Raw genomic sequence first — 24585 nt, forward strand, 5'->3', positions numbered from 1 at the left:
TCTAAATGTGACGGGAGAGTCCACCGGACACATCGAGATGTGCGCCGGTGATGTAGCTGGAGGCGTCAGAGGCCAGAAACGCGACGGCGCTTGCCGCCTCCTCGGGCCGCCCCAGCCGTTCGAGCGGAATGGCTTTTCTGGCCGCGAGTTCGGCGAAAAACGCTTCGCGGGACTGGGATTTGTCGGTGCGCTGTTCGAACCGTCGTTCCCATTGCCCGCTGTGAACCAGACCCACCAGGATCGCGTTAACGCGAACCTCCGGGGCGAATTCCACGCTCAGGGACTTGACCAGGCTTTGCACGGCAGCCCGCGCGGCGGAGGTGCACACCATATGGGGTTCGGGCTGATAGGCGAGCAGCGAGTTGACCACCACAATGGCGCCACCCGACCTGCGCAGCATGGCCTCGCACGAGCGTATAGGGTTGATCTGACTGAAGATTTTGAGTTCGATCTCGTCGCGCCAGTCCTGATCGCTGGTATCCGCGAAAGTGGATAACCGTCCCTGCCCCGCATTGTTGACGAGGGCATCGCAGCGTCTGAACCGGTCGTCGACTGCCCGGGCAAATGCCGAAAAGGCATCGGCGTCGAGCACATCGGCGACCTGACCCAACACGCGTGACTCGCCGAAGCGGGCCGCCATGTCCTTGCACACTTTGGTGACCCGATCACCGTTGCGGGCGCAGAAGGCGACGGAGGCGCCACCGGAAAGCAGGCGCTCGAGGGTTGCGAGCCCAATGCCCGAGGTGCCGCCGGTGACGACAACCACCTTGCCCTCAAAATCCGGGGTCATGAATTTGCCCTCAGATGCCTGAAGCCGGGATCCGGACGCCCCTGCATGACCGCCCGCATGGCCGGGGTCGGCGGTCCGGCGGTCATCCAGCGGTCCATGTTCTCGGGATTGTCACGCGACCAGATCTGGGCGATGTGGGCCTGTTCGTCGATCTGCTGAAGTTCGGAGGTGAACTCGATGACGAAGCCCGATGGCGAGACAAAATAGGCGAACGGATTGTCGCCCGGGCCATGCCGGCCGGGTCCCCAGCTCGGCACCTGGCCCATCTGCTTCATGCGGCCGATCGAGCGCATGAACCCGTCAATGTTCGGCAGTTCGAATGCCACGTGATTGACGCTGGGATAATTGCCGCGCACCAGCGCGATTGAATGGTGGTCCGTGCTGCAGCGCAGGAACACCATCTGATCCGCCGAATAGTCGCTTACCCTGAAGCCGAGCACGTCGATATAGAATTTCTCGGTGCCCCCCATATCCGGGGTATTGAGGACAACATGCGAAATCTTGCGCGGGCGGACGGGATCGTCGATCGGGTCAATGATTCCGATCTCGCAGGTGAAGCGCAGCCTGCGGTCGTCAGGATCGAGCATTTCGAACCCGTAGCCGCCGAAACCGTCGCCGATCTCCGCCGGCTCGCCGAGCACATATCCGCCCCGGTCGCCGATCTGACGATGCAGGGCCTCGACGGACTGGCGGTCAGGCATCGCGAAATGGATATATTCGATGCCATAGGTGGGATCGTTCTTGAGGCCATAGATGAATGGCTCATTGCCGGTGCCGCGCAAGAAGATCGTGTCCTTGTCGTCCCGGGCGAGCTTGAGGCCCCAGTTTTCCTCGTAGAATGCCAGCGTCTCGTTGATGGCCGGCCCACGCATGACAATGCCGCGCAGGGCGCCGACGCGAATGGTTTCAGCGCTCACCATGTCCTCCTTCAACCTGTCCTTTGCCGGCGGCGCCCGTGAAACCGAGCGCGCCGGAAATCCTTGCGGCGGCCTTCTCAACGGCACTGGCAATGCGATCGCGCTTGCCGCCGGTTGCCGAAAACTGCCCTTCGGGCCCCGCAACATTGATCGCGGCCACAGCCCGGCCGGTATGGTCGCGCACGACCTGTGCGCAGGACCCCAGCCCTTTCTCGAAAGCGGAGAGAGACCAGGCCTGTCCTAGCGAGCGGTCCCGGTGGGCCTGTTCAAGCACCCCTTCGATCGACATGGGGGTCTGGTCGCTGACCTTGACGAACTCCACGTCGCGCAGGGCATCGCGTATTTCCGCGTCGTCCATGCTGGCAAGCAGGGCCCGGCCGATCGTCACCGCATGGCTGGGCATTCGGCTGCCGACCTGCACATTGGAAACCAGGTGCACATCAGGGGTGGCGCGCAGCAGATAGATGATCTCGCTGCCGGCCATCACGCCGAGATGGGCGGAAAGGCCCATTTCGTCGGCCAGGCTTTGCAGCACCGGGCGCGCCAGCTCGATGACGTCCCGCGAATAAAGCGCTTCCGCCGCGAGCGAGATCAGCCCCACACCCAGCCGGTAGCCGCCCCCATCGGGGATCGGCTCGATCAGATGCTCAATGGCCAATGTGTTGAGCAGCCGCAGCAGGGTTGTCCTGTTCAGGCCCGTCTGTCTGGCCGCCGTCGAGAGGTTCTGGCACCGGTTGCCGTCGCCGATATAGCGCAACAGCTTCGCCGCCCGATGGACCGGTGGCACGATCAGATCCTGCGAGGCCTTGTTGTTGTCTTCAGTCATGCCGGTCTCCGCCGAATGTGTCGATGAGGATGCGGGCGCAGCGCTCCGGCTGCTGCTGATAGATCGCATGCCCGCAGTCATCGATCATGATGAAATCGCGCCGGATGGCCTCGGGCAGGAGGGAATGGGCCGCCATGTTCGTCTTTGGCGGCGTGATCATGTCGTTCTCGCCGACAATGATCGAAGTGGGCACCTCAAGACCGGCCAATCTGTCAATGAGCGCGCCGGAAGACAGCATCCCTGTCGCCTGGCGATATCCGGCAGGATCGATGGTTCCCATGACGTCCCGGACCTGGTCCACAATGCAGGAATTGCAGGCGGGGTCGTGAACCAGGCCCGGCGCACGTTGCCGTGCGAACTCGCGTACACCGAGATTGTCCAACTGTTCGAGCCGCTCACGGGCGCCTGCGGACAGTGCACCGCCCGGCGCCGTGTCATGTCCGATGGCACAGGACATCAGGACCAGGTGGTCGACCCATTCGGGGTATAGGCTGGCGAAGGTGCCGCCAACCAGCGCCCCCAATGAATGCCCGACGAGATGGAGCGCGCCGTCACCGGTCGCCCTGATCAAGTCATGCAATCGATCCGCATAGTCCTCGGCCAAGGGCCAGGGCTGATCAAACGGCACCGAGCCGCCATATCCCGGCATGTTCCAAGCCAGCAGCCTCCAATGTGCGGGAAGCCGCTCGAACAAGGGCGCAAATGAATTTGCTGACGATCCGATGCCATGCAGGAACATCACCGCAGGGCCGGAGCCCGGCCGCTCGACCACCTTCATTCCATCGATGACATGCTCATTCACCATCGCGACCTCTCGGAATCCGCGGCGCTGAGCGCGCCGCGAACCGTGCTACTTCTTGTTCCGGGGAATCTTGGAAACCGGATGCTCGGGGGGATAGCTCGGTGTGACGGGCTTCGGATTGCCGATCATCACGCACATCAGGGCTTCTTCGATCCCCTCATTGATGAGGCCGCGATAGACGCCCGGCGGCACCGAGATCAGATCGCGCTCGGTGAGGACCGTTTCGATGGTTTCACCGAGATGCTCGATGAACAGGCGGATCTTGTGGCCCTTGAGAATGAAGAACACTTCTTCCGCGTCGGTGTGGATATGCAGCGGCCCCTCGCAGCCCGCCGGCAGCACCATTGTCGAGAAGGTGAAATTCTCGGCTGGCACGACATTTCCATCGTCGCTGACGCCCGTGGCCCCGGTGCCGAGATAGCGCATCTGCGCGCGGCGGTATTTCGGGTCGAAGTCGGCCTGAAACTTGAGTGCATCCCAATCCAGCGTGCGCGTTTCATATCGTGCGACGCGAGACTCGATCCATTCGCCGAGCGTCTTCCCATCGGGAATCTCGACATCCGGGGGATTGATCATCGGGATCTTTGCCAGTTCTGCCATCTCGAAGGAACTCCTTTTGGGTCGGCGACTATCTCGCAGTTGTTGTTCAAATATGAACATATTGTTCAATTATGATTGCATTGAATAGGCAGTGCCGTCAAGAAAACTCTGTCGAATTCGTCCGGATGAAGCCGCGAAATCACAGCGGCTTGCTGTGGTTAGTCGCCGGGAAACACCAGCCAGCCATTCTCATCGGTGGCGATGTGGACTCGGGTCCCGACCTCGAGGGCGGCACCGTGGTGATAGATGGTCTGCACAGCGCCATCGACATCCACCTTGTTGCGGCGCATCTGGCCCTCAAGATGTGATTCAATGATGGTCCCGGCCATTCCCTCATCGGCAAAGTGCTGGCGGGCGGGCCTTGCGCCTACGGTAACCTGCTGCTCCAGGCTCATCCACTCCTGCGCGGGAAGCTGCAGCGTCCGGTCGGCAATCTCAATGCTGGCTAGCCCCTCTTCCAGGGCCAGTATGCGACCCGAGAAGGTGTTCATCTCGTCGAAAAGCCGCGCGATGAACAGGGATCTCGGCTGGTTCATGACCGTTGCCGGCTCGGCCTGCTGAAGGATCTTGCCGTTCGACATGACCCCGACCTGATCGGCAAGCCCCAGCGCGTCGTCCCGGTCATGGGTCACGATGACCGAGCTGATACCCAGGTCCTTGCACAGCTTGCGAAGCTCGCCACGCACATCGGAGCGAAGCTGGGGATCGAGATTGGACAGCGGCTCGTCCATGAGCAGGATACGCGGCCTCTGGGCAATCGCGCGGGCCAGAGCCACGCGTTGCTGCTGGCCGCCGGAGAGCTGGGTGACCCGCCGGTCCGCCAGATGCATGATCTGCATCATCTCGAGGACCTGGCGGCTGCGTTCCAGCGCCTCGGCGCGTTTCAACCGGGTGCGGCCATGCGCCAGGGTGAAGCGTACATTCTCCATCACGGTCATGGTCGGCCACAGGGCGTATGACTGGAACACCATGCCAATGGGACGCTGCTCGGGAGGTACCCAGACCTTTTTGGCGGGTGAATAGACAGCGTCTCCGCTGATCAACAGTTCACCGCCGCTTGGTTCCTCGAGACCGGCAATCAGACGCAAGGTCGTGGTTTTCCCGCAGCCCGATCGTCCGAGCAGGACATAGGCCTCACCTTCCTCAATCGTCAGATCGAGACCTTGGAGAACCGACAGGCCGTTATTGCCGCCAAATCGCTTCTCGATATTGCGCAGGGCTATGGCTGTCATGCGAAACTGTTGTCCTTGTTCCTTGAAGAGGCAGGGCGCCGGGTGAGCCGGAGAAACCCGGCAAGGAAGACGGCGACAATCGCAAACAGCGCCAGTGACAGGGCGGCGGACTGACGTGTCTGGCCGGAGCTGTTGTAGAGGAAGATCCGCGATGCCAGCGTCTGCAGATCGTAGTTGCTCATGATGAGCGTGATGGGCAGTTCCCGCAGCGTCAGAAGCGCCACCCAGAACCACGCAAAGATCAGGCCCGTCCGGATCGAGGGGATAATGATGCCGAACAGCGTCCGCCCTGACGTGACGCCTGCGGTCCGGGCGTATTCCGCCATTTCGGGGTTCAACTGCCGAAAGGCGTTTTCGGTAATACGGTGAGCCGTGGCGACGTATCGGACGCCGATAGCCATGATCAGGAGCCAGACGGTTCCGTAGACCGGAAGGTGCCGATGTATGGCCAGGCCCGCAAGGTTGAACACCACGGCCACCACAATCGAGGGGACGGCCAGGCTCACCACGGTGACCAGCTCGGTCATCCAGCCCAGCGCCTTCACCCGACCCGACATCCAGGCCATCGCGACAGTCAGGACGAGCACTCCGCTGGGCACGACCAGCGCGATGAACAGGGTGGTGCCGCCGACATTTTGCAGCTCCGCCCAGAACTGGGGACCGAATCCCTCAAGGGACACGTCCTGTAGCGCCTTGAGCGATGGAGGCTGCGGCACGGGCAGGAGCGCGGTCCAGACCAGCATCAGAAACGGCAGGCCGATCCCGGCAAAGGCGTAGAGCACAAAGCCGGCCTTGGCGAGAAGCTTACCGGCGGGTCCGAGCCTGACCGATGCCGATTTCGCCCTGCCCCCGATTGTTCCGGCGTCGCTCTGACGCGCAAAGACCAGCATCTGCAAGAGGATCAGCATCAAAAGCACGGCCGCCGTCATGGTGCCGATTGCGGAGGCATGCCCATATTGCGGCACGCTCATGGAAGACTGCGTGTACTGATAGATCCAGGTGGCAATCACATCGATGCGGGCCGGCATGCCCAGCATGCCCGCATAATCGAAGGTCTCGACCGAAATCACGAGGAAGAACAGGCCCGTGCTGATCAGGGCCGGCGCCGACATGGGCAGGAGAATCCGGGTGAGGGTGTTCAGCTTGCCGACCCCGTGCACGCTGGCCGCTTCCTCGATCGATCCGTCAATCGAGGAGAAGGCCGGCGCCAGAAAGTAGAAGGCAGGCCCGACCATTGTGAGACCCTGCAGAAACACGATCCAGGGCATCGAGTAGATGTTGATGATGGACCCTGTTCCGCCCGCCTCACGCCACCAGAGATTGGCGAGGCCGTTGGAGGGATTGAGCAGGAAGATATAGCCAAGGGCGACCAGGAAGCCGGGAATTGCGATCTGACTGGTCACGGCAACAAGAATTCCGCCCCGCCAGGCGAAGTCGGTTCGCGCGAAGAGCCAGGCCAGCGGGATGGTGACGACAAACATCACCGCGAGGCTGCCAAAGGCCAGGATCGCCGTATTCCCGATCACCCTGAGGAACTTCCGCGACCCCACGATCGCGGCATAATTCGAAAAGTCGAACCGCCCGGTTTCATCGGATGTCAGGCTGCTGAGAACGAGCCCGGCGATGGGCAAAAGCAAAAGCACAATCGCGATGCCGGCAAGGATCAGCACGGCGAGACCGATCGGGTCGCGGCGATGGGCGAAGATTGTCGGGGCTGGTCCGTCCGGACGGGTCATAAGGGAATTCCGCGATTAAAAGGGGACACGGAAGCCGTGCCCCCAAGCGTGTTAAAGGTCCCGAAGCAGGTCGGCGATGGCCTTGCCGGCGGCAACGCCTTCATTCATCCACCAGCCGGCGGGCGCGGCGTAAACACCGCCCATCAGCTCCGTCATGTCATAAAGGTCGGAACCGGGAATGGTGTGACGCGGCCAGTCGAGCACCTCTGCTGCCAGATGCTGGCCGCTGTCGGTCGCCGACAACCACCATCCGACGACGGCCGCCGCATTCTTGTGAGACGAATTCTCCAGAATGCCGGCAAAACGCGGCACAAGCGGCGCCTTGATCGGGGCATAGGCCACCGGGGACTTGTTCTCGATCTGCTCGCCGGAGATGCGGATACCGAAACCGATCGGGTATTCCCCGCTCTCGACAAGGGTACGGATGGCGGTCGGCGCGGGCGCGATGCCGACGCGCAGGTCCACGAACAGCTTCTCGACCATGTCGAGCGCGCCCTGCTCGCCAAGCCCGATCGCCCAGGGAGAGAAGACGTCCGGAAGCGCGGCGGTAACGACCTTGCCTGCCCATTCCTCGCTCAACAATTCCTCGAGCGTTGTCGGGACCTCGTCGGCGCTCAGCACGTCGGTATTGTAGATCACCGGACGAGCGAACTCGGCAACGAACAGACCATGCACTTGCTCGGCAACATCGTCGGTCGCCGCGCCAAGCGCGGACCAGTCCGTGTGGGCGACCGCCCCGGCATCGTTGAGAACGCCCAGCAAGGTCGGCACCGTGACCAGCATGTCGACCGGCGGTTCGACCCCCGCATTATGCTGCTGGACCAGTTGCTGGATATAGACAGGGTCCGGCGCGCCGCTGACCAGCCGGATATCGATATCGATCCCGAGATCTGTGGAGATCGCCTCTTCCAGACGGGCCTCGTCTTCGGCGGTCCGCGCATCGGTGCTCACGAACAAGGACACACTGCCCTCTTGTTGTGCGGCGGGAAACAGGGCCGAAATCCCATCGGGGATCTGTGGCCGGGCTAGCGCCTCGCCGGTGCTGAGGCCGGCAGCGAGCAAGACCGCTGCCGCGGTCCTCGCATTGATGGCATGATTCAAGTTTCGCATTGCTGGATTTCCTCCTTGTCCAGTTTTGTGTGCGGCGCAAGACGGGACCCGGACCGTCATAACGATACGGTCCGCTGTGCCTAGCTCACACTGTTCATTTGCGGCGACAGTTCATTGTATTCTTCGAGGCCGCCCTCGACGGCCGCTACGACACCGCCGATCAGCGACCAATGGCGTCCGAACCTGCAGTCGGGCTGCAGGGAGAAGGTCATGCCTTCCTTGATTTCATAGTCGAAGGGCATGCGCTCTCCACCGTCGACATGCGGATATCTTACAGCCATATCCGGCAGTTGATCGCGAATGCCGTCAGCCGACGGGCCGCCACCCAGAAGGGGATTGAGTGCGGCGATCTGGGGCGTCAGATGCCAGGCGCCGGCCTTGCGTGTCGGTTGTTCCATGGCCTCGTAGACGTCGCGGAAGCTGGCACCGGGCCGCAAAAGGCTGCGCCCGATTTCGTAGCTTTCCCGCGCGATATCGTGGCATCGGCGAGTCTGATCCGGAACCTCGCCCAAGGTGAAGCACATGTTCACATGGGTGTTGAGTTCTGCGAAGTTCGGGAAGATTTCCGCGCCGACGATATCGTCCGCCTCGAGCACACGAGGGCGATGCCCCCTGATCAGCCAGGTCGGTTCGCCCCAGGACGGATTCTCGAAACCGGTTTGAAACAGCATCCAGGTGACCCGCATGCCGAGCTTGAGCTGGGCAGCGTATCCCGCCGCATAGATCTCGGTTTCCGTGACACCGGGCCGGGCCACATCCATCATGGCCCTGATCGCGGCGTCACCGGCCTCGGCGGCATGGCGAAGATGCCGGAGATCGGCCGGGCTTCGCTGGGCCATCAACAGGCCATACTCCTGGGTCACCGGCACCACCGTTGCATCCGGCAGCGCCTCGCAAACCGCCTCCCAGGCATCCTTGGGTACCCAGCCGTATCGGAAGAAGGGACCACCCCAACCGGCGCCGATCACCCCGATACGGCCCTTGTCTAAACCCTTCTCCCTGAGGATTTCCGGGCCGAGACTGGTCACGGCGCCAGTGCGGATATCGTTGATCCAGCTTGTCTGGCCCCGCTCACCCGCCACCATGTTCTGGGTGGCGACCTGGGCGGCAAAGGCGATCATTGTCGGTTCGCCTTCACGCGGAAAAACGAGATGCTGATAGCGCCGGTCATAGGTCAGGTACTGGCCGGCGTCATATCTGTCGCTGCGATCTGAACCGAAGATCAGCAACGCATCGAGCCCATGTTCGTCCATGAAGGCGCGTGTGCGGCTCCACCTGTATTCCTGCTCCTGATCGGTTGCCGTGTTAAAGGCGCTCGGTATGTCCACCAGCCATCTCCTGTTTCGCTGACTAGCCAATTTCCTTAGTTGTACCATATCACCGATCATTATTATGGCAACAGTAATATGTTACTGAACGGCAAAACGGGGAGATTTGGCATGGCACAGCTTTATTCGGGGCCGCCCCGATGCTATGAGCCATCAGCCAAAATCAACCGATCCTTACGGGAAGCACACTATGTCGAGCGCTATCAGCCACGGCGTACCGAGCGCTGAAAGGGCGCGGGAGCAGGCCGGCTCCGCCAAGACGATGACCGACAGCGCCTATCTTCTGATCAAGGCCGATATCATCGACTGCATCCTGCGTCCGGGTGAATTGCTTTCGACGCAGCGGCTCATGACCCATACCGGGTTCGGCCTTTCGGCGGTGCGGGCGGCGATGGAGCGGCTGGTCGCGGGTGATTGGGTGAAATCGGCACCGAACAAGGGCTACCGGATCGACGACATCACGCTCAAGGATGTTATGGAGCTTTACGACCTCTCCGAGCTGATCTCGCCGCAACTCGCCCGGATGAGCAGCGGGAAGATCGCGCCGATTCACGACAGGCTCATCGAACTGAACGCGATCTGCTTCGGACCGGCGCCCCCTTCCAATGAGGAAGAGGAACAGGCGGTGCTGGCGGCAAGCGGCGAAATCCTGCGCTCGATCCGTCTCGCTTCAAAGAACCGCTACGCGATCTCGTTCACGCAGCAGATAACCGAACGCCTCGACCGGGTCGTTGCGGCCCGGCGTGGATATTCGGAGGATCCGATCGATTTCCGGCGCGATTTCAGTACCCTGATCGCGGCGCTCCTCCGCAACGATGCGGATGCCGCAGAAGAGGCCTCTAGGGCCAATGTGCGCCAGATGAGGACGATTGTCGTCGAGCATATTCTCAGGATCGAATCGCTCTCGGGTTCACCGATCCATACGGGCAAATGAAGACCTACTCGGAATACGGGCACCGATTCCTTGCACATGAATCGAAGATCGCTGTGACCCGGCAATCGACGAGACGCTGGCCCACGAAAGAACGGAGTGCACACTCCCTTTCTCATTGACCGCCAATCATTGTCGCGTACAGGGCCGAGACAGTGCGAATTCCGAGAACTGAGTTTGCTACCATCTTCGGCCCATTATGCTACAGCAGGATCGCATAATAGCTGGCCCGCAGCCTATCGCGCTGTAACCGGTCGCCTGACGGCGCCGGCCAGACAATTAGCCGGTGTTACGCAGCCGGGTGTTCGTTCTCCGGATGCAACTTCTTGTCCGGGAAGTGACAGGACGTCCGGTGGTTCGTGCCCACCGACACAGTTGGCGGCACCGTTTCGCGGCATACGGGTTCGACGATCGGGCAGCGCGGGGCAAACGGACATCCGCGGACGGCAAGGCTGGGTTTGGCATCACCCTTAAGGATGACCTTGCGCCTCGCTCTGGCTTTGCGTGGATCCGGTATGGGTACCGCCGCCAGAAGGGACTTTGTGTAGGGATGCGACGGGGTCTTGAGAATCTCGTCGACCGGCCCGATCTCTACCAGCCGCCCCCGGCAGATCACGGCGACAAAATCGGAAATATGCCGCACCACCGCCAGATCATGGGCAATAAACAGATAGGCGAGATTGTATTGCTTTTGCAGCTCGATCAGCAGGTTAACGATCTGCGCCTGCACCGAAACGTCCAGTGCCGAAACCGGTTCGTCGCAAATGAGCAGCTTTGGCTGCATGATCAGCGCCCGCGCAATGCCGATACGCTGCCTCTGTCCGCCCGAAAATTCCCGCGGATAGCGGTTGTGATGGGCAGGATCGAGCCCGACGCGCTCGAGGATCTCGATGATCTCCGCCTGGCGCCCGGCCGGCGGGCCGATCTTCTGGATCGCAAGGCCGCTTCCCACGATCTCCCCGACCGTATGTCTGGGATTGAGTGAAGAATAGGGATCCTGAAAGACCATCTGAATGCGCCGGCGCAAAGCGCGTCTGGCCGCACCGTCCAATAGCGAGAGGTCGTCGCCTTCAAACGCGATCCGGCCGGACGTCGGCTCAATCAGGCTGGCGACCATGCGCCCGATGGTGGATTTCCCCGATCCGCTTTCGCCGACGAGGCTGAGCGTTCGACCTTCCTGCAATTCGAAACTGACATCTTTCACGGCATCGATGAGTTCGCCTTGCCCGAACATCCGGCGCGTCCCGAACGATTTGCTCAGGTTTTCGACCTTCAGCAACGATGTGTGGTTTTCCCGATTTTCCTTGTTATCCAGGCCTTCTGCGGCCTTCCGGCTTTCCTGGCTGGCGCCCATTCTATCGCCTCCCTTCGGCGTCATTTGCGGCAAGGTGACATGCGGCGGTGTGGGCGTCCTCGATCCCGACCAGCGGGGGCAGCACCGAGCGGCAAAGATCATCCGCCACGTCCTGGGTGCGTGAACAGCGCGGCGCGAACGGGCAACCCTCGATCGTGAGCCCGGCATTGGGCGGGGTTCCGGGAATTGCCACCAGCATTCCACGCTCCTGATCTAGCCGCGGCACCGAGGCCAGCAGTCCTTGCGTATAGGGGTGACCGGGATGATCGAATATCTGTTCCGCCTGGCCCGATTCAACGGCGCGGCCGCAATACATGACCACTACATCGTCTGCGAATTCGGCCACGACGCCCAGATCGTGGGTCACCAGAATGACCGCCGAATTGAACTCTTTCTGCAAGTCGGCAAGCAGGTCGATGATCTGCGCCTGAATGGTCACGTCCAATGCCGTGGTCGGCTCGTCGGCAATCAGCAGGTCCGGATTGCAGACAAGGCTCATGGCGATCATCGCGCGCTGTCTCATGCCGCCCGACAGTTCAAACGGATAGCTCGCATAGACCCGCTTGGGGTCTGTCATTCCCACGCGGTCCAGCATGTCGAGGATCAGGCGGCGTACGTCCTGTTTCTTTGCCGAGTAGTGCGCCTGGTAGGCTTCGGCAATCTGGTCCCCGATGCGATGATGCGGGTGCATGGCGGTGAGCGGATCCTGGAAGATCATCGCCACCTTGTCTCCGCGCAGGCGCCGGAAGGTCTCATCATCGGCACCCACGAGCTCCTGATCGTCCAGCTTGATGCTGCCGCCGATCCGGGCCGATGAACCATGCAGACCCATGATCGACAGCGCCGCCGCCGTCTTACCTGAACCACTTTCGCCGACAATGGCGAGGGTCTTCCCCCGATCAAGGCTGAGGCTCAGATCATTGACGGCGCGTACCGCGCCGGTCTCGGTTTGAAACGTGACTTGGAGATTGCGGATATCGAGAAACATCTTGCGCCTCCTTCAGGCCTTCGGGCTGCGGCGGAACAGGCGGCCATGCCCCTCGACACGGGGGTCGCGTCCCGCCTTGGCGACGACCCCCCACAATCCGGCGAGCGGCGATGTCACCACGGGCAGGTCCGTCTCGCCTTCGAGCACTTCAACGGCCGCCCGCGTCGACAGCCCGCCGCAGGAGATGAGAAGGGCATCGGCATCGCCTGCATTCCGAACGGCATCGCGGCCGATATTCAGCACATCCGCCTCGGCCACAGAATGCACCTCGTCGATGGAGACGATACCGAGGTTCGCAACCGAAACCACCTCAAGTCCGCTGGCCTTGAGGAAAGAGCAAAGCCGCGCGCTCACCACCTCGTCATAGGCAGTCGCAACGGCGATATGGCGGGCGCCCATCGTGTGGCAGGCCAGCGTGATCGAACTGCTCATGGTGGTTGCCGGCAGCGCCGAGCGCGTCTCGATTTCCTCGAGAAGGCGTTCGTTGAACTCGTCGCCGCGATAGAAGCTCAGCGACGTGCCCATCAATGAAATGGCGATTGCACCGTCCGCCGCCAACGCCTCTGCGGCGTCGCCGACCTTGCCGATCACCGTGTCATAGCCTTTCAACGACATCTCGGTCAGTCCAAGCCCGCGAGCGACGAAATTTACCCCCGGATAAACGATATTCGCATCGGGCGGCACCAGACCCTGCGCCGGCGGAACGATCAGTCCGATCGGCCGTTGAGGGTCGGCATCAGGCACTTCGGAAGGCCCCTGGACGGTGGTGTTCTTATTGAAGTCTTGCATTCTTTTTTCCAGGAAATGGGTGAAATACAGCGGTCACAGCGTGATCTGCGGATTGCGAAGGACCTGAATCACATCGACAATCAGATTGGCCGCCACGACGAAGAACGCCGCGAAGATGACCGTCCCCATGATGGTCGGCAGGTCGCCGGTTTCGACGGCCTGGACGGCAAGGGAACCGACGCCGTTGAGGCCCCAGATCCTTTCCGTGATGATGGTGCCGCCCAGCAGCCCACCGAGATCGAGGCCCATCATGGTAATGACCGGGGTCATCGATGGTGGCAGGGCGTGGTGATAGATCACCTTGTTCTCGCGCAGCCCCTTGGCACGCGCCGTGCGAACATAGTCCTGGTTCAGCGTCTCGAGCAGACTCCCGCGAGCGATCCGGGTGTAGGTGCCCGCCCCCACCACCGCCAGGGTCATCCAGGGCAGAAGCATATGGCGCAGCCACTCGAGCGGATCGCGGGTGAAGGCGACATAGCCACCCGAGGGAAACACGGGAAAGCCCGCATTGGTCAGCACGAAAAACAGGACATAGAACAACAGCGTCCCGACGACGAATGTCGGAAAGGACATGCCCGCCAGCGCCGTGGCGGTAACCAGCCGGTCGGGCAATCTGCCTGCACGGCGGGCGGAAAAGACTCCGGTCGGGATGGCGATAGCCACCCAGATGGCGACGGTGCCGAAGGCAAGGGACGCGGTGACCGGCAAGCGCCTCAAAATCGTGGCCAGCACATCCTCCTGATTGACGAAGGACGTTCCGAAATCGAACCGGAGGAGATTGCCGATATAGGTGAAATATTGAACGTGAAGCGGCTGATCGAGCCCGAGACGGGTTCGTATCAGATCGATCTGTTCGTAGGTCGCGTATTCACCCGCGAACATCAGGGCCGGATCGCCCGGCGTCGCGACGTAGAACAGTATGAAGACCGCCAGGCTGATGAACCAGAGTGTCATCAACCCGAAAGCGAGCCGGCGCAGGACATATCCGATCATTTCACCCGCCCCTTGTTAGCGGCGGAAGGATCGAGCGCATCCCTCAGGCTGTCTCCCAGCAGGTTGAAGGCCAGTGTGGCAGCCAGCAATGCGAAACTGGGAAATAGGATGGACCACCAGGCAACGGCGTAGTTGAGCTGGTTTTCGGAAATGATACCGCCCCAGGTGGCGGTCGGTGGCGGAACGCCCAACCCCAGAAAGGAGAGCGAGGCTTCCATCACGATGACCTGCGGGATCAGCAGGCTTGCATAAATCAACACCTGACCGGCGATATTAGGCAGGATTTCGCGCAGCATGATCCGGGTATCGGATGCACCGAGCACCCGCGCCGCCTGCACATATTCCGCGGATTTGGCCGCAACGACGAGGTTGCGCACGATCCGTCCGATCGGTCCCCAGGTGAAGAACACGATCGTTCCGATCATGACGGTGAAGCTCGCGCCATATACCGAGACCAGGGCAATGGCGGTCACCAGCAGCGGCAGCCCGAGCACCATGTCGATGAAACCTGCCAGCAGCAAATCGACGATGCCGCCGCGATAGCCGGCGATAAGGCCGATAATAACCCCGATGGTGACAGAGAGGATCGCGCAGGTCATGGACACAAAGACCGTCACCCTGGCGCCGACGATCAGTCGCGACAGCAGGTCGCGACCGATCACATCCGTCCCCAACAGGAACTCCCCGTTCGGCGGCAACGGGACGCCGCCAGCGGTCAGGCCTGTTTCCCGGAACGGCTCGTTCGGACCGTGGCCGATCAACTCGATCAGCAGGGGTGCGAATATGGCCACCAGAAACAGGACGGCGATGAACGAGGCGGCCATAACGAACACCTTGTCCCGCAACAATCGCTTGAGGACGCGATGCCTTCCGGAGACCAATGAAGCGGACTGGCTTGTGGATTGGGTCGACATCCGTCCTAGCCTCAGTCCGCAGCCAACGGGCTGGCGTGGTTCGGGGGCAGATCGAAGCCGTGGCCTTCAACGCCCATATCTTTGAGAGCCTCACGAATGTCGGCCCCATGCTTGCGCGACACCTCGACGGCTCCGAGATTGTCCTTGAGCTGCTCGGAATTGCTGGCGCCGAAAAGCAGCGATGCCGTTTGAGGATTGGCGATGCAGAAGGCGATGGCGAGTTGCGCCATGGTGCAATTGAAGTCACCGGCAATCTCGCGCAGGCGCGGCACCATCGCGATAATCTCCTCGCGGATATTGCCCGGGTCGCGCCCCAGCTTCCGTTCACTATTCAGCTTGCCCGCCAGGATTCCGCCCTCAAGCGCATCCGAGGCATGGATCGAGATACCGGTCTCGTCCCGCAGGGCCGAATATTCGGGCGACTCCACCACGCGGCGGCGCGCAATATTGTACTTGGACTGGACGATCTGGGGGCCGGGCAGGTTCTCGGCCACACAAGTCTCATGAGCAATGCGGAGATCGGCGGCGGACCAGTTGAGACCGCCCCAGGCGCGGGCCTTGCCCTTGGTCACGAAGCCGGCGACCAGGCGCGCGGTTTCGGCGGGATCGTCGCGCCCCGGCCGCATGCCATAGCAGGTGACGACGTCGAGGTGGTCCATTCCCAGGCGGAAAAGCAGACGATCGAGCTGGGTTTCCAGATCCGGATCGTTGCTGTCGTACCACCAGATCTTGTCCATGATCAGGAAGTCATCACGCTGAAGCCCCGCATCGAGAAGGGCGCGCCCGACCACGACTTCGGTATGCGGCGCGGTGCGATAATGGGCAACGTCGAACAAGGTCACACCGGCGTCGGCGGCTTGCCGGATCAGCGCAACAATGTCCGCATATTCCATACGCTGGTAGGTCTGGTACGACCCGAGCGACAGAACCGACGCCTTGAGGTCCGATGTCCCGATCGTCCGATAGTCCATATTGGTGTCTCCTGATTGGAATCTTTGGGTCTTGACGCGCTTTGCCCACGCGTCGCGGCGCCCCGGTAACCGGTCGGGACGCCGCCGCTTTTTTTGGGTGTTATTCCTCGATCCACACCAGGGTCGGATCGACGTTGTTGAACAACAGGTTGATGGTGGTGTTGCGCAGACGCTCGGACACATAGAGCGAGATCTTGCCGGAGATCAGCGGAACGATCGGGGCGTCTTCCATGATCAGGCGATCGGCTTTGCGCCAGGCCTCGGCCGCAACGTCCCCGCTCTCGGCGGTCAGGGCGGTCTGGATCAGCGCATTGACCTCCGGATTGTTGTAGCAGGTCCAGTTGGTCGCGCTGGTCTCGCAGGCCGAGCCGTCGAACAGTGGCACGATCATGGTGCGGGCGGAATTGCCGATCCAGTCCGGGCTGATGCTGCGCATCCCCAGGTCCCAGGCGCCGTTCTCGACCGCGCGCGGGTTCTGGTACATCTGGCTGTAGACTGTCCGCGAAGGAGCGGGCTGCATGATGAGATTGATGCCGGCCTTGGCCATGTCGGCCTGAAGCGCCGCGGCATAGAGTTCATACCGACCGCCAGCCGAGTAGGAGAATTTGAGGTCGATACCCTGCGGGTAGCCGGCCTCCGCCAGAAGCGCGCGGGCCTTTTCCGGATCCCCGGCATTGTCGGGGGTGGGGTAGAGATTGAACTCTTCAAAACCATCGACCAGGGGCGAAAGGATCTGGTGCGCGGGGATCTTGACGTTGGGTCCGCCACCGACCTGCACGACGGCCGCCTTGTTGGCCGCATAGTTGATCGCCTTGCGCACCAGCGGGTTGGCCAGGGCACCGTCATTATTCGGCGACTTGATATTGATGATCAGGGCAGGATTGACCGCTCCGTCAGTGAACTGCTTGAGCTGGGGATCGTCCGGATTGGCCATGATCCGGGTGAGGTCGGCCGTGGCGATGGACAGATCGAAATAGCCGTCGATGTCGGCGGATTCGATCATCCTCTGGGTCTTGCCTGCATCGGGCGTGCCGAAGGCAACCTCAATCGCGTCGACATAGCCTTTGCGCAACGGATCGGAGGCCGGGTCCCAGGCCGGATTGCGCTCGAGGTGGACATATTCGTTCAGGACGTAATCGGCGACCTGATAGGGACCGGACGAGACGTAGTTCCGGCGGAAATCAGGCGAATCCGGCAGATAGTCCAGCATTTCCTCAGCCATGGGCGCCGAAGACGGCAGGGCGACGATCGAAAGAAAATCGGGCGTCGGCGTTTCCAGCGTGATCCGCAGGGTCAATTCATCCTCGGCCACGAGCCCCGAAGCGTCGTTCTCGTCCATATAGGCCTTCATGGCCTCAGCCGTCGGCTCGACCTGACGGAAGCCGTCGCAGAAGGCCTCGAACCCTTCAATGATGCCGATGTAATAGGAAGGCGCATAGGTGCCGCGCACCGGATTGCAAAGACGCTCGAACCCGCGAACGGCATCGGCCGCGGTGATCTGGCGCGCCGGGTCTGTACCCCACATCGCACCTTCACGGATCTTGAAGCGGTAGACCTTGCCGCCCTCTTCGGCGACCGGAACGCTCTCGGCCAGGTCGGCCACCGGCGTCCCCGCAATAGCGGGATCGTCACTGGTGGGGAAGGCAAGCAGGGTTCGCGTCAGTCCACGATGCAGGAACAACGCAGCGGAACGCGCGGAAGCGGGGTCAAAGCTGGCGACGTCGCCGGCACCGACAAGCTCCAGCGTGCCGCCGGACTGCTGCGCCATTGCAGCAGTTCCCGGCAATGTGGCGCAGGCCAGGGCCGTCACAAGGGCGCAGGCTGTGCGCAAGGGCGCAACGCTGCGTCGGCTACTCGTGGAAATCATCTCTGTCTCCTCTCGATTTTTCATTTTGGGTCTTGGTTTTTGTGCCATTATGTGGAACAGTGTTCCTTATTGTGGAATAACACTGCAGAGAACCCTTACCGATGTCAACGATAAAAAGTCTGGGCAAAGCGCTGCGCGCACTGGAAACGATCGCCGACCACCAGCCCATCGGCGTGACCCAACTCGCCACGCTGCTGGAGCAGCCCAAGAGCTCGGTGCAGCGAATTCTGAAGTCGCTTGAGGAGATTGGCTGGATTCAACCATCAGCGGATGAGCAGACCCGATGGGAGTTGACCTATCGCGCCAGCCGCCTTGCGCAGAAGGCTGGCAGCCATTTCGGTCTGCGGGAAACAGTGCTGCCGCATATGGAGAGTCTGCGCCGTGCGACCGGCGAAACGGTGCATCTGGCCGTGCGGGACGGCAATGAAATGATTCTGATCGAGCGCATCGAATCCAACCATGCCATCCGGCATGTCGAGGCGCTGGGCGGAAGAGCATCGGTTCTCGTCACCGCCACAGGCAAAGCCCTTCTGGCGCAACTTTCGCCCGCGGAGCAGGCCGAGATTCATGCCAGTGCCAGCGTCAAGCTTCTCGACGATTTCCCCGGTATTCAGGTGCCTGACCTGGCCGCGTTGCAGACTGAACTCAGGGAAATCGCCGCGCGGGGCTATGCGACGACGACGTCATGGCGCGAAGGCGTTTATGCAACGGGTGCGGCGATCCTCGACAAACACGGACGGGCCGTGGCCTCCATCAGCATTTCCACGCCCGAAAGCCGGATGACCGATGAAAAAAAGAAGGAGCATGCGCAACTTCTGATCGAGCATTGCGCACAGATCCGCGAAAACGGTCTCGGCGCACATTGACCGGCCCGCCGTTTCCAGTGAGCGACCGATGGGGATGAAGCGCTCTTGCCGTCTCGCCGCCTGACCGGTGATGGGAAACAACTTTTAGTCAGGCTGAAAGCTATCGGCCATGAGCCTATATGGAGGAACCCTGATGAACCTGCACCCTGCCGCACGGTCTGCCGTGCTCTGCGCCTCTCTGCTCGCCACCCCGCTCGCGGCCCAGGCGGGAGAAGAGGTGGTCATGATCGACGGCGCGACCCACAAGATCCCGACAACCGTTACCTTGCCGGACGGTGACGGCCCCTTCCCCTTTGTCGTCATGTTCCACGGCACCGGATCCAACCGGCACGAGGCAGGCAATGGCTATGACCTGCTCGCGCCCAAACTGGCCGAAGCCGGGATCGCCAGTGCGCGCTTCGACTTTGCCGGCAATGGCGACAGCGAGGTCGACTACACCGAGTATACGCTCACCGGCGGCATGCAGGACGGACTGAGCGTTATCGACTATATGCGCGGGCTGGATGAAACAGCGGATGACCGTGTGGGCGTTCTGGGATGGAGCCAGGGTGGCACGGTGGCAATGCTGACCGCCGGGCGCAATCCCGGAATCAGCAGCCTTGTGACCTGGGCCGGCGCGCTCGACATGTCTGGCTTCGGTACCGAACTCTATGAGGAAGCCCAGGAGAACGGCTTCGCCGTAATGGAGTTCGAGTGGCGGACGCCGCTCAATGTTTCCATCGACTGGTTCGAAGAGGTGCGGAACATCGATATCGCCGAGGAAATGGCTTCCTACGAAGGGGCAGTACTGGCCATAGCAGGTGCCAACGACACTGTCGTTGATCCGGCCGTCACGGACGCAATCCTTGCGGCATCGTCCTCCTCGGACAATTCGGAAAAGCAGATCATCCCGGACGCCGATCACACCTTCAATATATTCACCGGCGACATGACAGCCTTCGACACGTTGATCGATCTCACCGTCAGCCGGTTCTCCGACACGCTCTGACGCCTTTGAGGACAGGCGCGCGCAGAACCTCTCGCCCGCGCCCTCAACCTTTCCGCCCTCAGGCCTCCGGGTCTGGGGGTCGTTGGTTCAAACTCCGGAAGGGCGCGACCCCTGCCGCGGATTAGGGCGACTTAGATTTGGCGTTGGCACTCTTGCCAACCAGAGCGATCACCGAGAGGCAAGCGAACCCTCCCGGCACCGGCGATCATCGATCGCCAACGCCCGGGTGGCTCGGGTAACAAACTGGGTAACAAAATCGCGGAAAAGCCCTCTAAAACCGGGATACGGCTCAACTGGGTGGCTGTGCTGTCAGACAAACGAGTACCGGTCTCGGTTTTACCGGATATGCCCTGCCCTATGCGGCCAGAAGCTGACGCCACTCGTTGAGGGCAGCGGTGCGGTTCTACTTGAGTTTGATCGGCTGCAGAGGTGACGTGCCTGATTGCGATGATTGTGCACCGAGCCATGCACGGCGGCGAACTTGTGCAGACTTCCCATCCGCCGGAACCGGAGAATCGCCCTTTCCCGTCTTCGCAATAATGGGTGGCTGTTCTCGGCCCGGTTGTTGCTCCAGCGGCCGATGGTTTCGTGGCGGTCGGGATGCAGCCCCAGGTCGCGCAACGCTGCGCCGTATGACTTCAGCTTGTCAGTGACGATGGCCTCGGGCTTGTCATGCCGTTTCAGCAGTCTTCGCAGCAATTTCAATGCCGCCTTGCGGTCACGCGTCTTCGTGACGACCGCGTCCAGCACTTCGCCGTTCTTGGGGTCAATGATCCACTGGATCATTGACTGACCCCGCGAACTGATCGACGGCGCCCTCGCGCAGTAGGTACTCGACGTTCCGAAGCCACGACGAAAAGTGCTCATACATGATCAACGCAAGGCGGAAGATCTCTGGTATTGTCTTGAAATAGCGAAACGGATTGGGCTTGGACTTCGCCACTTGCTCAGCGCCAGCTTGGTTATCGTCAAGTTCGTCTGACAAGGTCGGCCTACACCCCAGACAGACCAGCAATCAGTCCCCGCAATTCGGCAAGGCCACGCAAACGGCCGATCGCCGGATAGCCGGGCTGAGCATCGAAGCCTGAGTCATGGAGTATCTTTTGTCCGTGGTCGGGCCGGAAGGGTATGTTCCAGTCCGCGCGGCCTTCCTGTTTTCTGCGCTGTTCTTCCTCCAGTACTGCGGCCACGAGCGCACGCATGTCGGTGTCACCGTCGAGATGCTCGGCCTCGTAAAAAGAGGAACCCAGATGATCGCTTTCGCGCCGGACATTGCGCAGATGAATGAAATGCACCTTCGGCCCGAGCCGCTGCATCATACCGGGGAGATCATTGTCGCTGCGGGCGCCGAGGGATCCCGAGCAAAGAGTGACCCCGTTTGCCGGTGAATCCACCGCTTCAAGAATCGATAAATGGTCTGCCTCAGTCGACATGATGCGCGGCAATCCCAGAAGCGGAAACGGCGGGTCGTCCGGGTGACAGCAAAGGCGCATGCCGAGGTCTTCGGCGACAGGAACCACCTCATCAAGAAAGGCCACATAATTGCTGCGGAGGTGATCCGCTGAGATATCGTGATACGCCGTCAGCGCGTCACGGAAATTTTCGGCCGTGATCCCCTTTGCGGTCCCGGGCAGGCCGCAAACCAACCGATTGAAGAGTTCCTTGCATTCGGGTTCAGACCAATTCGAATGCCGCCGCCTCGCCTCTTCGACCACATCCTCGGGAAGGTCGTCGCCCGCGCCCTTCCGCTTCAGAATGAACAGATCGAAGGCGGCGAAATCAATGGCATCAAACCGCATCGCGGTCCCGCCATGGGGGAGCCGATACTCAAACTCGGTCCGAGTCCAGTCGAGCACCGGCATGAAGTTGTAGCAAACCGTTCGGATGCCGGCGTCGGCGAGTTTCCCGAGGCTGTTACGCCAGCTCTCGACATGGGCGCGCCAGTCGCCGGTCTGGGTTTTGATCGCCTCCGAGACCGGCAGGCTTTCAACCACATCCCAGGTGAGTCCCGAAGGTGAGCCATCACTGAAACGCCCGATCTCTGCCTGGCGGGTTTCGATCGCTTCCCGGCTCCATTCCTCGCCAGCCGGATACTGGTGCAAGGCGCTGACAACACCCTCAACACCGGCTTGTCGCATCCAGTCCGTCGAGACCAGGTCCTGGGGACCAAACCATCGCCAACACTGCTTCATTTGAGCGCCTCCAGGATATCCAGTGCCGCGACACCGTTTTGCACCATCTGCCTCAACTCCAGGGCCGCAGGGTCATGAAGGTCCCGGCCGGCCTCGATCTCGGCAGCAAGGAATTGCCGCCAGGCCGTCAACAGTGCCTCGCAGCCGGGTGATGACAAACCCATACCGGCACGCGCGTCGATGACAGGCAAGACCCGGATCGGCAGTTTGACCGAACCATCAAACGTGATTTGCCGAAGACGATGATCAAGGAAGGGATTCTCAAACCGCCTGAGAAGGCTGGCCTTGTGTTCGAGGGCATCGACCCGCGATTCCGGCGGCAGTGTCTCCATCGCCTCATCCATGATCGTCTCGGTCATGGCGCGGATCGCAGGATCGACAATCGCTTCATGCACGAACTCGTATCCGGCGAGGATACCCGCAAAGGCGACATAGCAATGAGGGCCGTTAAGCATGCGCAGCTTCCGGAGCTCGAAAGGCGCAACATCGTCGACGAAAGACACGCCCACGCTGCCCCAATCGGGACGCGGTCCGGCAAAGTCGTCCTCGATGATCCAGTCGGTAAATTTCTCCGCAGAAACCGGTGCACGGGGTGGAAGGCCCGTTTTCGCGACGCGCGCTTCCAGTTCACTGTCGGTCGACGGCGTGATCCGGTCCACCATGGAGCACGGAAAACGGACGCAATCCTCGAGGTATTCGTCGAGGCCAAGGCCCGCAAGCCCGGAAAAGTCGAGGATCGCCTGACGCAACTGTCGACTGTTGCGGGGAAGATTGTCGCAACTCAGGATCGTCAGCGGCGTCCGCTTGCTGGAACGCGCTTTCAATGCTGCAGCCAGCAGGCCAACCATGCTGCTCTGCGTGCCGTGTTCCAGATCGGCTCTGATATTCGGGCTATCGGCATTCAGGCCGCCATCGGGCTTCAGGTCATAGCCCTTTTCGGTCACCGTCAGGGTCACGATCGCGGTGTCGCCATCGGCGATGGCGGAGATGACATTGCCCGGCTCTTCCGAGGCGACAAGCACGGCATCAAGAACCGAGATCTCATGCAGTTCGCGCCCGGCGACATCACTCAGCTCAAGTGTATATCGGCAATCTTGTTGAACCAGCATGTCCCGCAGATGCGGCCGCCGCATGCAAACGCCGGTAATGCTCCAGGGCTGCGCGCCCAGATGGTTGGCCTGCTCGGTGTACCAGGCCTGATGTGCGCGAAAGAAGTTTCCGAGGCCGAGATGGACTATTCGCACTTCACTCTCCGAGATGTCGCCATTTGGTTTTGAGGTCAGACTTGGGACACCGCATGGTCAATGACCTGGCACGCTTGACGTCCTGCCGGGACGACCAACCCCTTCTTCGACCGGTTGATGAGCCGGTCACCCGATCTGAACCAACGCTTTGATTGTGCCGGAATTGCTGTGAATCAGGTTTGGCATCTCGCGGGGAAGATCTTCGAACGCAACGGTGTGTGTGTTCATCGCCTTTGTCGGAACATGGCCATCGCGCATGGCTTTGACGACGCGTTCGAAATCCTGCAGCTGCGCGTTGCGCGAACTCAGAAGCGACATCTCCCGCTTATGGAATTCAGGGTCCTCAAACCCGATACGCGCATTGACGATGCTGACAAGCACATAGGTCCCTCCATGGGCGACGTTAAGAAAACCGGCTTCCATCGCCGCAGGACTGCCCGTCGCGTCAAACACGGTGGCGAACATCTCTCCGCTTGTGCGGTCGAGCAAACGCTCCCTCAACCCCTCGCCCGCATGCTCGGTTTCAACACCGAGATGGCCGGCGCAAAAGCGAAGGCGTTCCTCACGCATGTCGACGACCGTGACTTTGGCACCGCGCAGGCTGGCAAATAGCGCAACACCGATGCCGATCGGCCCTCCGCCGGTGACCAGCACACTGGTCCCTTCTCTCACCTGTGCCCGCGCAACGGCGTGTGCGCCGACAGCCAGGAACTCGACCATCGCAGCCTGATCGGCACCAAGGCCGTCGGCCTTGATCACATTCTCCCGGGGCAGGCTGAGATAATGCGCCAACCCGCCATCGCGATGCACGCCAAGCACGGAAAGTGAGACGCAGCAATTGGTCTTGGCCGACCGGCAGGCAATGCATGAATGGCAGGCGATATACGGGTTGATGTAGACCAGATCACCGTCGCGCAATCCGCTTTCGGGATCAGACTCAACAACCTCCGCGCTCAATTCATGCCCGATCACCCGCGGATACTCGAAATAGGGCTGGTTGCCCGCATAGATATGCATATCCGTGCCGCAAATGCCCGCCCGCAACATCCGAAGCAAAACTTCGCCGGTCTTGCGCTCGGGAACGGACCGGTCGACCAGCGTCAGCTGTTCCGGTTTCGTGCATTCGATGGCCTTCATGGTCGAGACA

General features: G+C 61.3%; 23 protein-coding genes. 3 read left to right on the forward strand and 20 right to left on the reverse strand.

Going from position 1 to position 24585, the window contains the following annotated elements:
• Window position 1: 1 nt before the first annotated feature.
• The 9 genes from G489_RS0109490 to G489_RS0109530 form a co-directional block, all read right to left on the reverse strand.
• Window positions 2–790, reverse strand: coding sequence for an SDR family oxidoreductase (locus G489_RS0109490; RefSeq protein ID WP_029041351.1), 789 nt, complete (start codon window positions 788–790; stop codon window positions 2–4).
• The gene (locus tag G489_RS0109495) at window positions 787–1707 is read right to left on the reverse strand and encodes a VOC family protein (protein WP_245578864.1); all 921 of its coding nucleotides are present in this window, start codon (window positions 1705–1707) and stop codon (window positions 787–789) included. Before G489_RS0109495 ends, G489_RS0109490 begins: the two co-directional genes overlap by 4 nt.
• Window positions 1697–2533, reverse strand: coding sequence for an IclR family transcriptional regulator (locus tag G489_RS19890; protein WP_051332490.1), 837 nt, complete (start codon window positions 2531–2533; stop codon window positions 1697–1699). Before G489_RS19890 ends, G489_RS0109495 begins: the two co-directional genes overlap by 11 nt.
• Window positions 2526–3338, reverse strand: a complete 813-nt coding sequence (locus tag G489_RS0109505; RefSeq protein ID WP_029041353.1) for an alpha/beta fold hydrolase — start codon at window positions 3336–3338, stop codon at window positions 2526–2528. The genes G489_RS19890 and G489_RS0109505 overlap by 8 nt, the downstream gene beginning before the upstream one ends.
• A gap of 45 nt (window positions 3339–3383) precedes the next feature.
• Window positions 3384–3935, reverse strand: a complete 552-nt coding sequence (locus G489_RS0109510; protein WP_051332491.1) for a cupin domain-containing protein — start codon at window positions 3933–3935, stop codon at window positions 3384–3386.
• A 158-nt stretch (window positions 3936–4093) separates the two neighbouring features.
• The gene (locus G489_RS0109515) at window positions 4094–5167 is read right to left on the reverse strand and encodes an ABC transporter ATP-binding protein (RefSeq protein WP_029041355.1); all 1074 of its coding nucleotides are present in this window, start codon (window positions 5165–5167) and stop codon (window positions 4094–4096) included.
• Window positions 5164–6903: an ABC transporter permease gene (locus tag G489_RS0109520; protein ID WP_029041356.1), complete on the reverse strand. Its 1740-nt coding sequence runs from the start codon at window positions 6901–6903 to the stop codon at window positions 5164–5166. The genes G489_RS0109515 and G489_RS0109520 overlap by 4 nt, the downstream gene beginning before the upstream one ends.
• Window positions 6904–6954: 51 nt before the next feature.
• A complete protein-coding gene (locus tag G489_RS0109525; protein ID WP_029041357.1) occupies window positions 6955–8013 on the reverse strand; it encodes an ABC transporter substrate-binding protein in 1059 nt (352 codons plus the stop codon).
• 80 nt (window positions 8014–8093) lie between these two features.
• Window positions 8094–9341, reverse strand: a complete 1248-nt coding sequence (locus G489_RS0109530; RefSeq protein WP_162142421.1) for a M24 family metallopeptidase — start codon at window positions 9339–9341, stop codon at window positions 8094–8096.
• 190 nt (window positions 9342–9531) lie between these two features.
• On the opposite strand from G489_RS0109530, the gene G489_RS0109535 reads away from it, so the two are divergent.
• A complete protein-coding gene (locus tag G489_RS0109535) occupies window positions 9532–10275 on the forward strand; it encodes a GntR family transcriptional regulator (RefSeq protein ID WP_029041359.1) in 744 nt (247 codons plus the stop codon).
• 286 nt (window positions 10276–10561) lie between these two features.
• On the opposite strand, the gene G489_RS0109540 is transcribed toward G489_RS0109535, so the two are convergent.
• The 7 genes from G489_RS0109540 to G489_RS19905 all read right to left on the reverse strand — a co-directional run bounded on the left by G489_RS0109540 (window position 10562) and on the right by G489_RS19905 (window position 18148).
• Complete coding sequence (locus tag G489_RS0109540) at window positions 10562–11626, reverse strand: ABC transporter ATP-binding protein (protein ID WP_051332492.1); 1065 nt, start codon at window positions 11624–11626, stop codon at window positions 10562–10564.
• A 1-nt stretch (window position 11627) separates the two neighbouring features.
• Window positions 11628–12614, reverse strand: coding sequence for an ABC transporter ATP-binding protein (locus G489_RS19895; protein ID WP_035872206.1), 987 nt, complete (start codon window positions 12612–12614; stop codon window positions 11628–11630).
• A gap of 12 nt (window positions 12615–12626) precedes the next feature.
• The gene (locus tag G489_RS0109550) at window positions 12627–13403 is read right to left on the reverse strand and encodes an arylmalonate decarboxylase (protein ID WP_051332493.1); all 777 of its coding nucleotides are present in this window, start codon (window positions 13401–13403) and stop codon (window positions 12627–12629) included.
• 33 nt (window positions 13404–13436) lie between these two features.
• Window positions 13437–14396 carry an ABC transporter permease gene (locus G489_RS0109555; RefSeq protein WP_029041362.1) on the reverse strand — a complete coding sequence of 320 codons (960 nt, stop codon included), beginning with the start codon at window positions 14394–14396 and terminating at the stop codon, window positions 13437–13439.
• On the reverse strand, window positions 14393–15310 hold the full coding sequence (locus tag G489_RS0109560; protein WP_029041363.1) for an ABC transporter permease: 918 nt from the start codon (window positions 15308–15310) through the stop codon (window positions 14393–14395). Before G489_RS0109560 ends, G489_RS0109555 begins: the two co-directional genes overlap by 4 nt.
• Before the next feature lie 11 nt (window positions 15311–15321).
• The gene (locus G489_RS19900) at window positions 15322–16281 is read right to left on the reverse strand and encodes an aldo/keto reductase (RefSeq protein WP_051332494.1); all 960 of its coding nucleotides are present in this window, start codon (window positions 16279–16281) and stop codon (window positions 15322–15324) included.
• 100 nt (window positions 16282–16381) lie between these two features.
• Window positions 16382–18148: an ABC transporter substrate-binding protein gene (locus G489_RS19905; RefSeq protein WP_162142422.1), complete on the reverse strand. Its 1767-nt coding sequence runs from the start codon at window positions 18146–18148 to the stop codon at window positions 16382–16384.
• Window positions 18149–18249: 101 nt separating this feature from the next.
• Here G489_RS19905 and G489_RS19910 point away from each other — a divergent pair, with 101 nt between their 5' ends.
• The gene (locus G489_RS19910; RefSeq protein ID WP_051332496.1) at window positions 18250–19014 is read left to right on the forward strand and encodes an IclR family transcriptional regulator; all 765 of its coding nucleotides are present in this window, start codon (window positions 18250–18252) and stop codon (window positions 19012–19014) included.
• A 133-nt stretch (window positions 19015–19147) separates the two neighbouring features.
• Window positions 19148–20002: an alpha/beta hydrolase family protein gene (locus G489_RS0109580; RefSeq protein WP_035872209.1), complete on the forward strand. Its 855-nt coding sequence runs from the start codon at window positions 19148–19150 to the stop codon at window positions 20000–20002.
• Between the two features lie 336 nt (window positions 20003–20338).
• Here the strand turns inward: G489_RS0109580 and G489_RS19915 are convergent, their stop codons facing one another.
• The 4 genes from G489_RS19915 to G489_RS0109600 form a co-directional block, all read right to left on the reverse strand.
• Complete coding sequence (locus G489_RS19915) at window positions 20339–20788, reverse strand: DDE-type integrase/transposase/recombinase (protein WP_210162598.1); 450 nt, start codon at window positions 20786–20788, stop codon at window positions 20339–20341.
• A gap of 206 nt (window positions 20789–20994) precedes the next feature.
• Window positions 20995–22194: a mannonate dehydratase gene (gene uxuA, locus G489_RS0109590; RefSeq protein WP_029041365.1), complete on the reverse strand. Its 1200-nt coding sequence runs from the start codon at window positions 22192–22194 to the stop codon at window positions 20995–20997.
• Entirely contained in the window at window positions 22191–23438 is a 1248-nt protein-coding gene (locus tag G489_RS19920) for a mannitol dehydrogenase family protein (RefSeq protein WP_081691500.1), read from the reverse strand. The genes uxuA and G489_RS19920 overlap by 4 nt, the downstream gene beginning before the upstream one ends.
• A gap of 126 nt (window positions 23439–23564) precedes the next feature.
• Window positions 23565–24575: a zinc-binding alcohol dehydrogenase family protein gene (locus G489_RS0109600; protein ID WP_029041366.1), complete on the reverse strand. Its 1011-nt coding sequence runs from the start codon at window positions 24573–24575 to the stop codon at window positions 23565–23567.
• Window positions 24576–24585: the final 10 nt, after the last annotated feature.

The sequence above is a fragment of the Cucumibacter marinus DSM 18995 genome (assembly GCF_000429865.1).
Lineage (GTDB): Bacteria > Pseudomonadota > Alphaproteobacteria > Rhizobiales > Devosiaceae > Cucumibacter > Cucumibacter marinus.

Bases quoted from the DNA above. Each gene is read 5' to 3' on its own strand.
- G489_RS0109535 (WP_029041359.1), top strand. From the start codon at position 9,532: ATGTCGAGCGCTATCAGCCACGGCGTACCGAGCGCTGAAAGGGCGCGG.
- G489_RS0109490 (WP_029041351.1), bottom strand. From the start codon at position 790: ATGACCCCGGATTTTGAGGGCAAGGTGGTTGTCGTCACCGGCGGCACC.
- uxuA (WP_029041365.1), bottom strand. From the start codon at position 22,194: ATGAAGCAGTGTTGGCGATGGTTTGGTCCCCAGGACCTGGTCTCGACG.
- G489_RS0109520 (WP_029041356.1), bottom strand. From the start codon at position 6,903: ATGACCCGTCCGGACGGACCAGCCCCGACAATCTTCGCCCATCGCCGC.
- G489_RS19915 (WP_210162598.1), bottom strand. From the start codon at position 20,788: ATGATCCAGTGGATCATTGACCCCAAGAACGGCGAAGTGCTGGACGCG.
- G489_RS19895 (WP_035872206.1), bottom strand. From the start codon at position 12,614: ATGTTTCTCGATATCCGCAATCTCCAAGTCACGTTTCAAACCGAGACC.
- G489_RS0109540 (WP_051332492.1), bottom strand. From the start codon at position 11,626: ATGGGCGCCAGCCAGGAAAGCCGGAAGGCCGCAGAAGGCCTGGATAAC.
- G489_RS19910 (WP_051332496.1), top strand. From the start codon at position 18,250: ATGTCAACGATAAAAAGTCTGGGCAAAGCGCTGCGCGCACTGGAAACG.
- G489_RS0109525 (WP_029041357.1), bottom strand. From the start codon at position 8,013: ATGCGAAACTTGAATCATGCCATCAATGCGAGGACCGCGGCAGCGGTC.
- G489_RS19905 (WP_162142422.1), bottom strand. From the start codon at position 18,148: ATGATTTCCACGAGTAGCCGACGCAGCGTTGCGCCCTTGCGCACAGCC.
- G489_RS0109560 (WP_029041363.1), bottom strand. From the start codon at position 15,310: ATGTCGACCCAATCCACAAGCCAGTCCGCTTCATTGGTCTCCGGAAGG.
- G489_RS0109555 (WP_029041362.1), bottom strand. From the start codon at position 14,396: ATGATCGGATATGTCCTGCGCCGGCTCGCTTTCGGGTTGATGACACTC.
- G489_RS0109580 (WP_035872209.1), top strand. From the start codon at position 19,148: ATGAACCTGCACCCTGCCGCACGGTCTGCCGTGCTCTGCGCCTCTCTG.
- G489_RS0109550 (WP_051332493.1), bottom strand. From the start codon at position 13,403: ATGCAAGACTTCAATAAGAACACCACCGTCCAGGGGCCTTCCGAAGTG.
- G489_RS0109515 (WP_029041355.1), bottom strand. From the start codon at position 5,167: ATGACAGCCATAGCCCTGCGCAATATCGAGAAGCGATTTGGCGGCAAT.
- G489_RS0109510 (WP_051332491.1), bottom strand. From the start codon at position 3,935: ATGGCAGAACTGGCAAAGATCCCGATGATCAATCCCCCGGATGTCGAG.
- G489_RS19890 (WP_051332490.1), bottom strand. From the start codon at position 2,533: ATGACTGAAGACAACAACAAGGCCTCGCAGGATCTGATCGTGCCACCG.
- G489_RS19900 (WP_051332494.1), bottom strand. From the start codon at position 16,281: ATGGACTATCGGACGATCGGGACATCGGACCTCAAGGCGTCGGTTCTG.
- G489_RS0109600 (WP_029041366.1), bottom strand. From the start codon at position 24,575: ATGAAGGCCATCGAATGCACGAAACCGGAACAGCTGACGCTGGTCGAC.
- G489_RS0109505 (WP_029041353.1), bottom strand. From the start codon at position 3,338: ATGGTGAATGAGCATGTCATCGATGGAATGAAGGTGGTCGAGCGGCCG.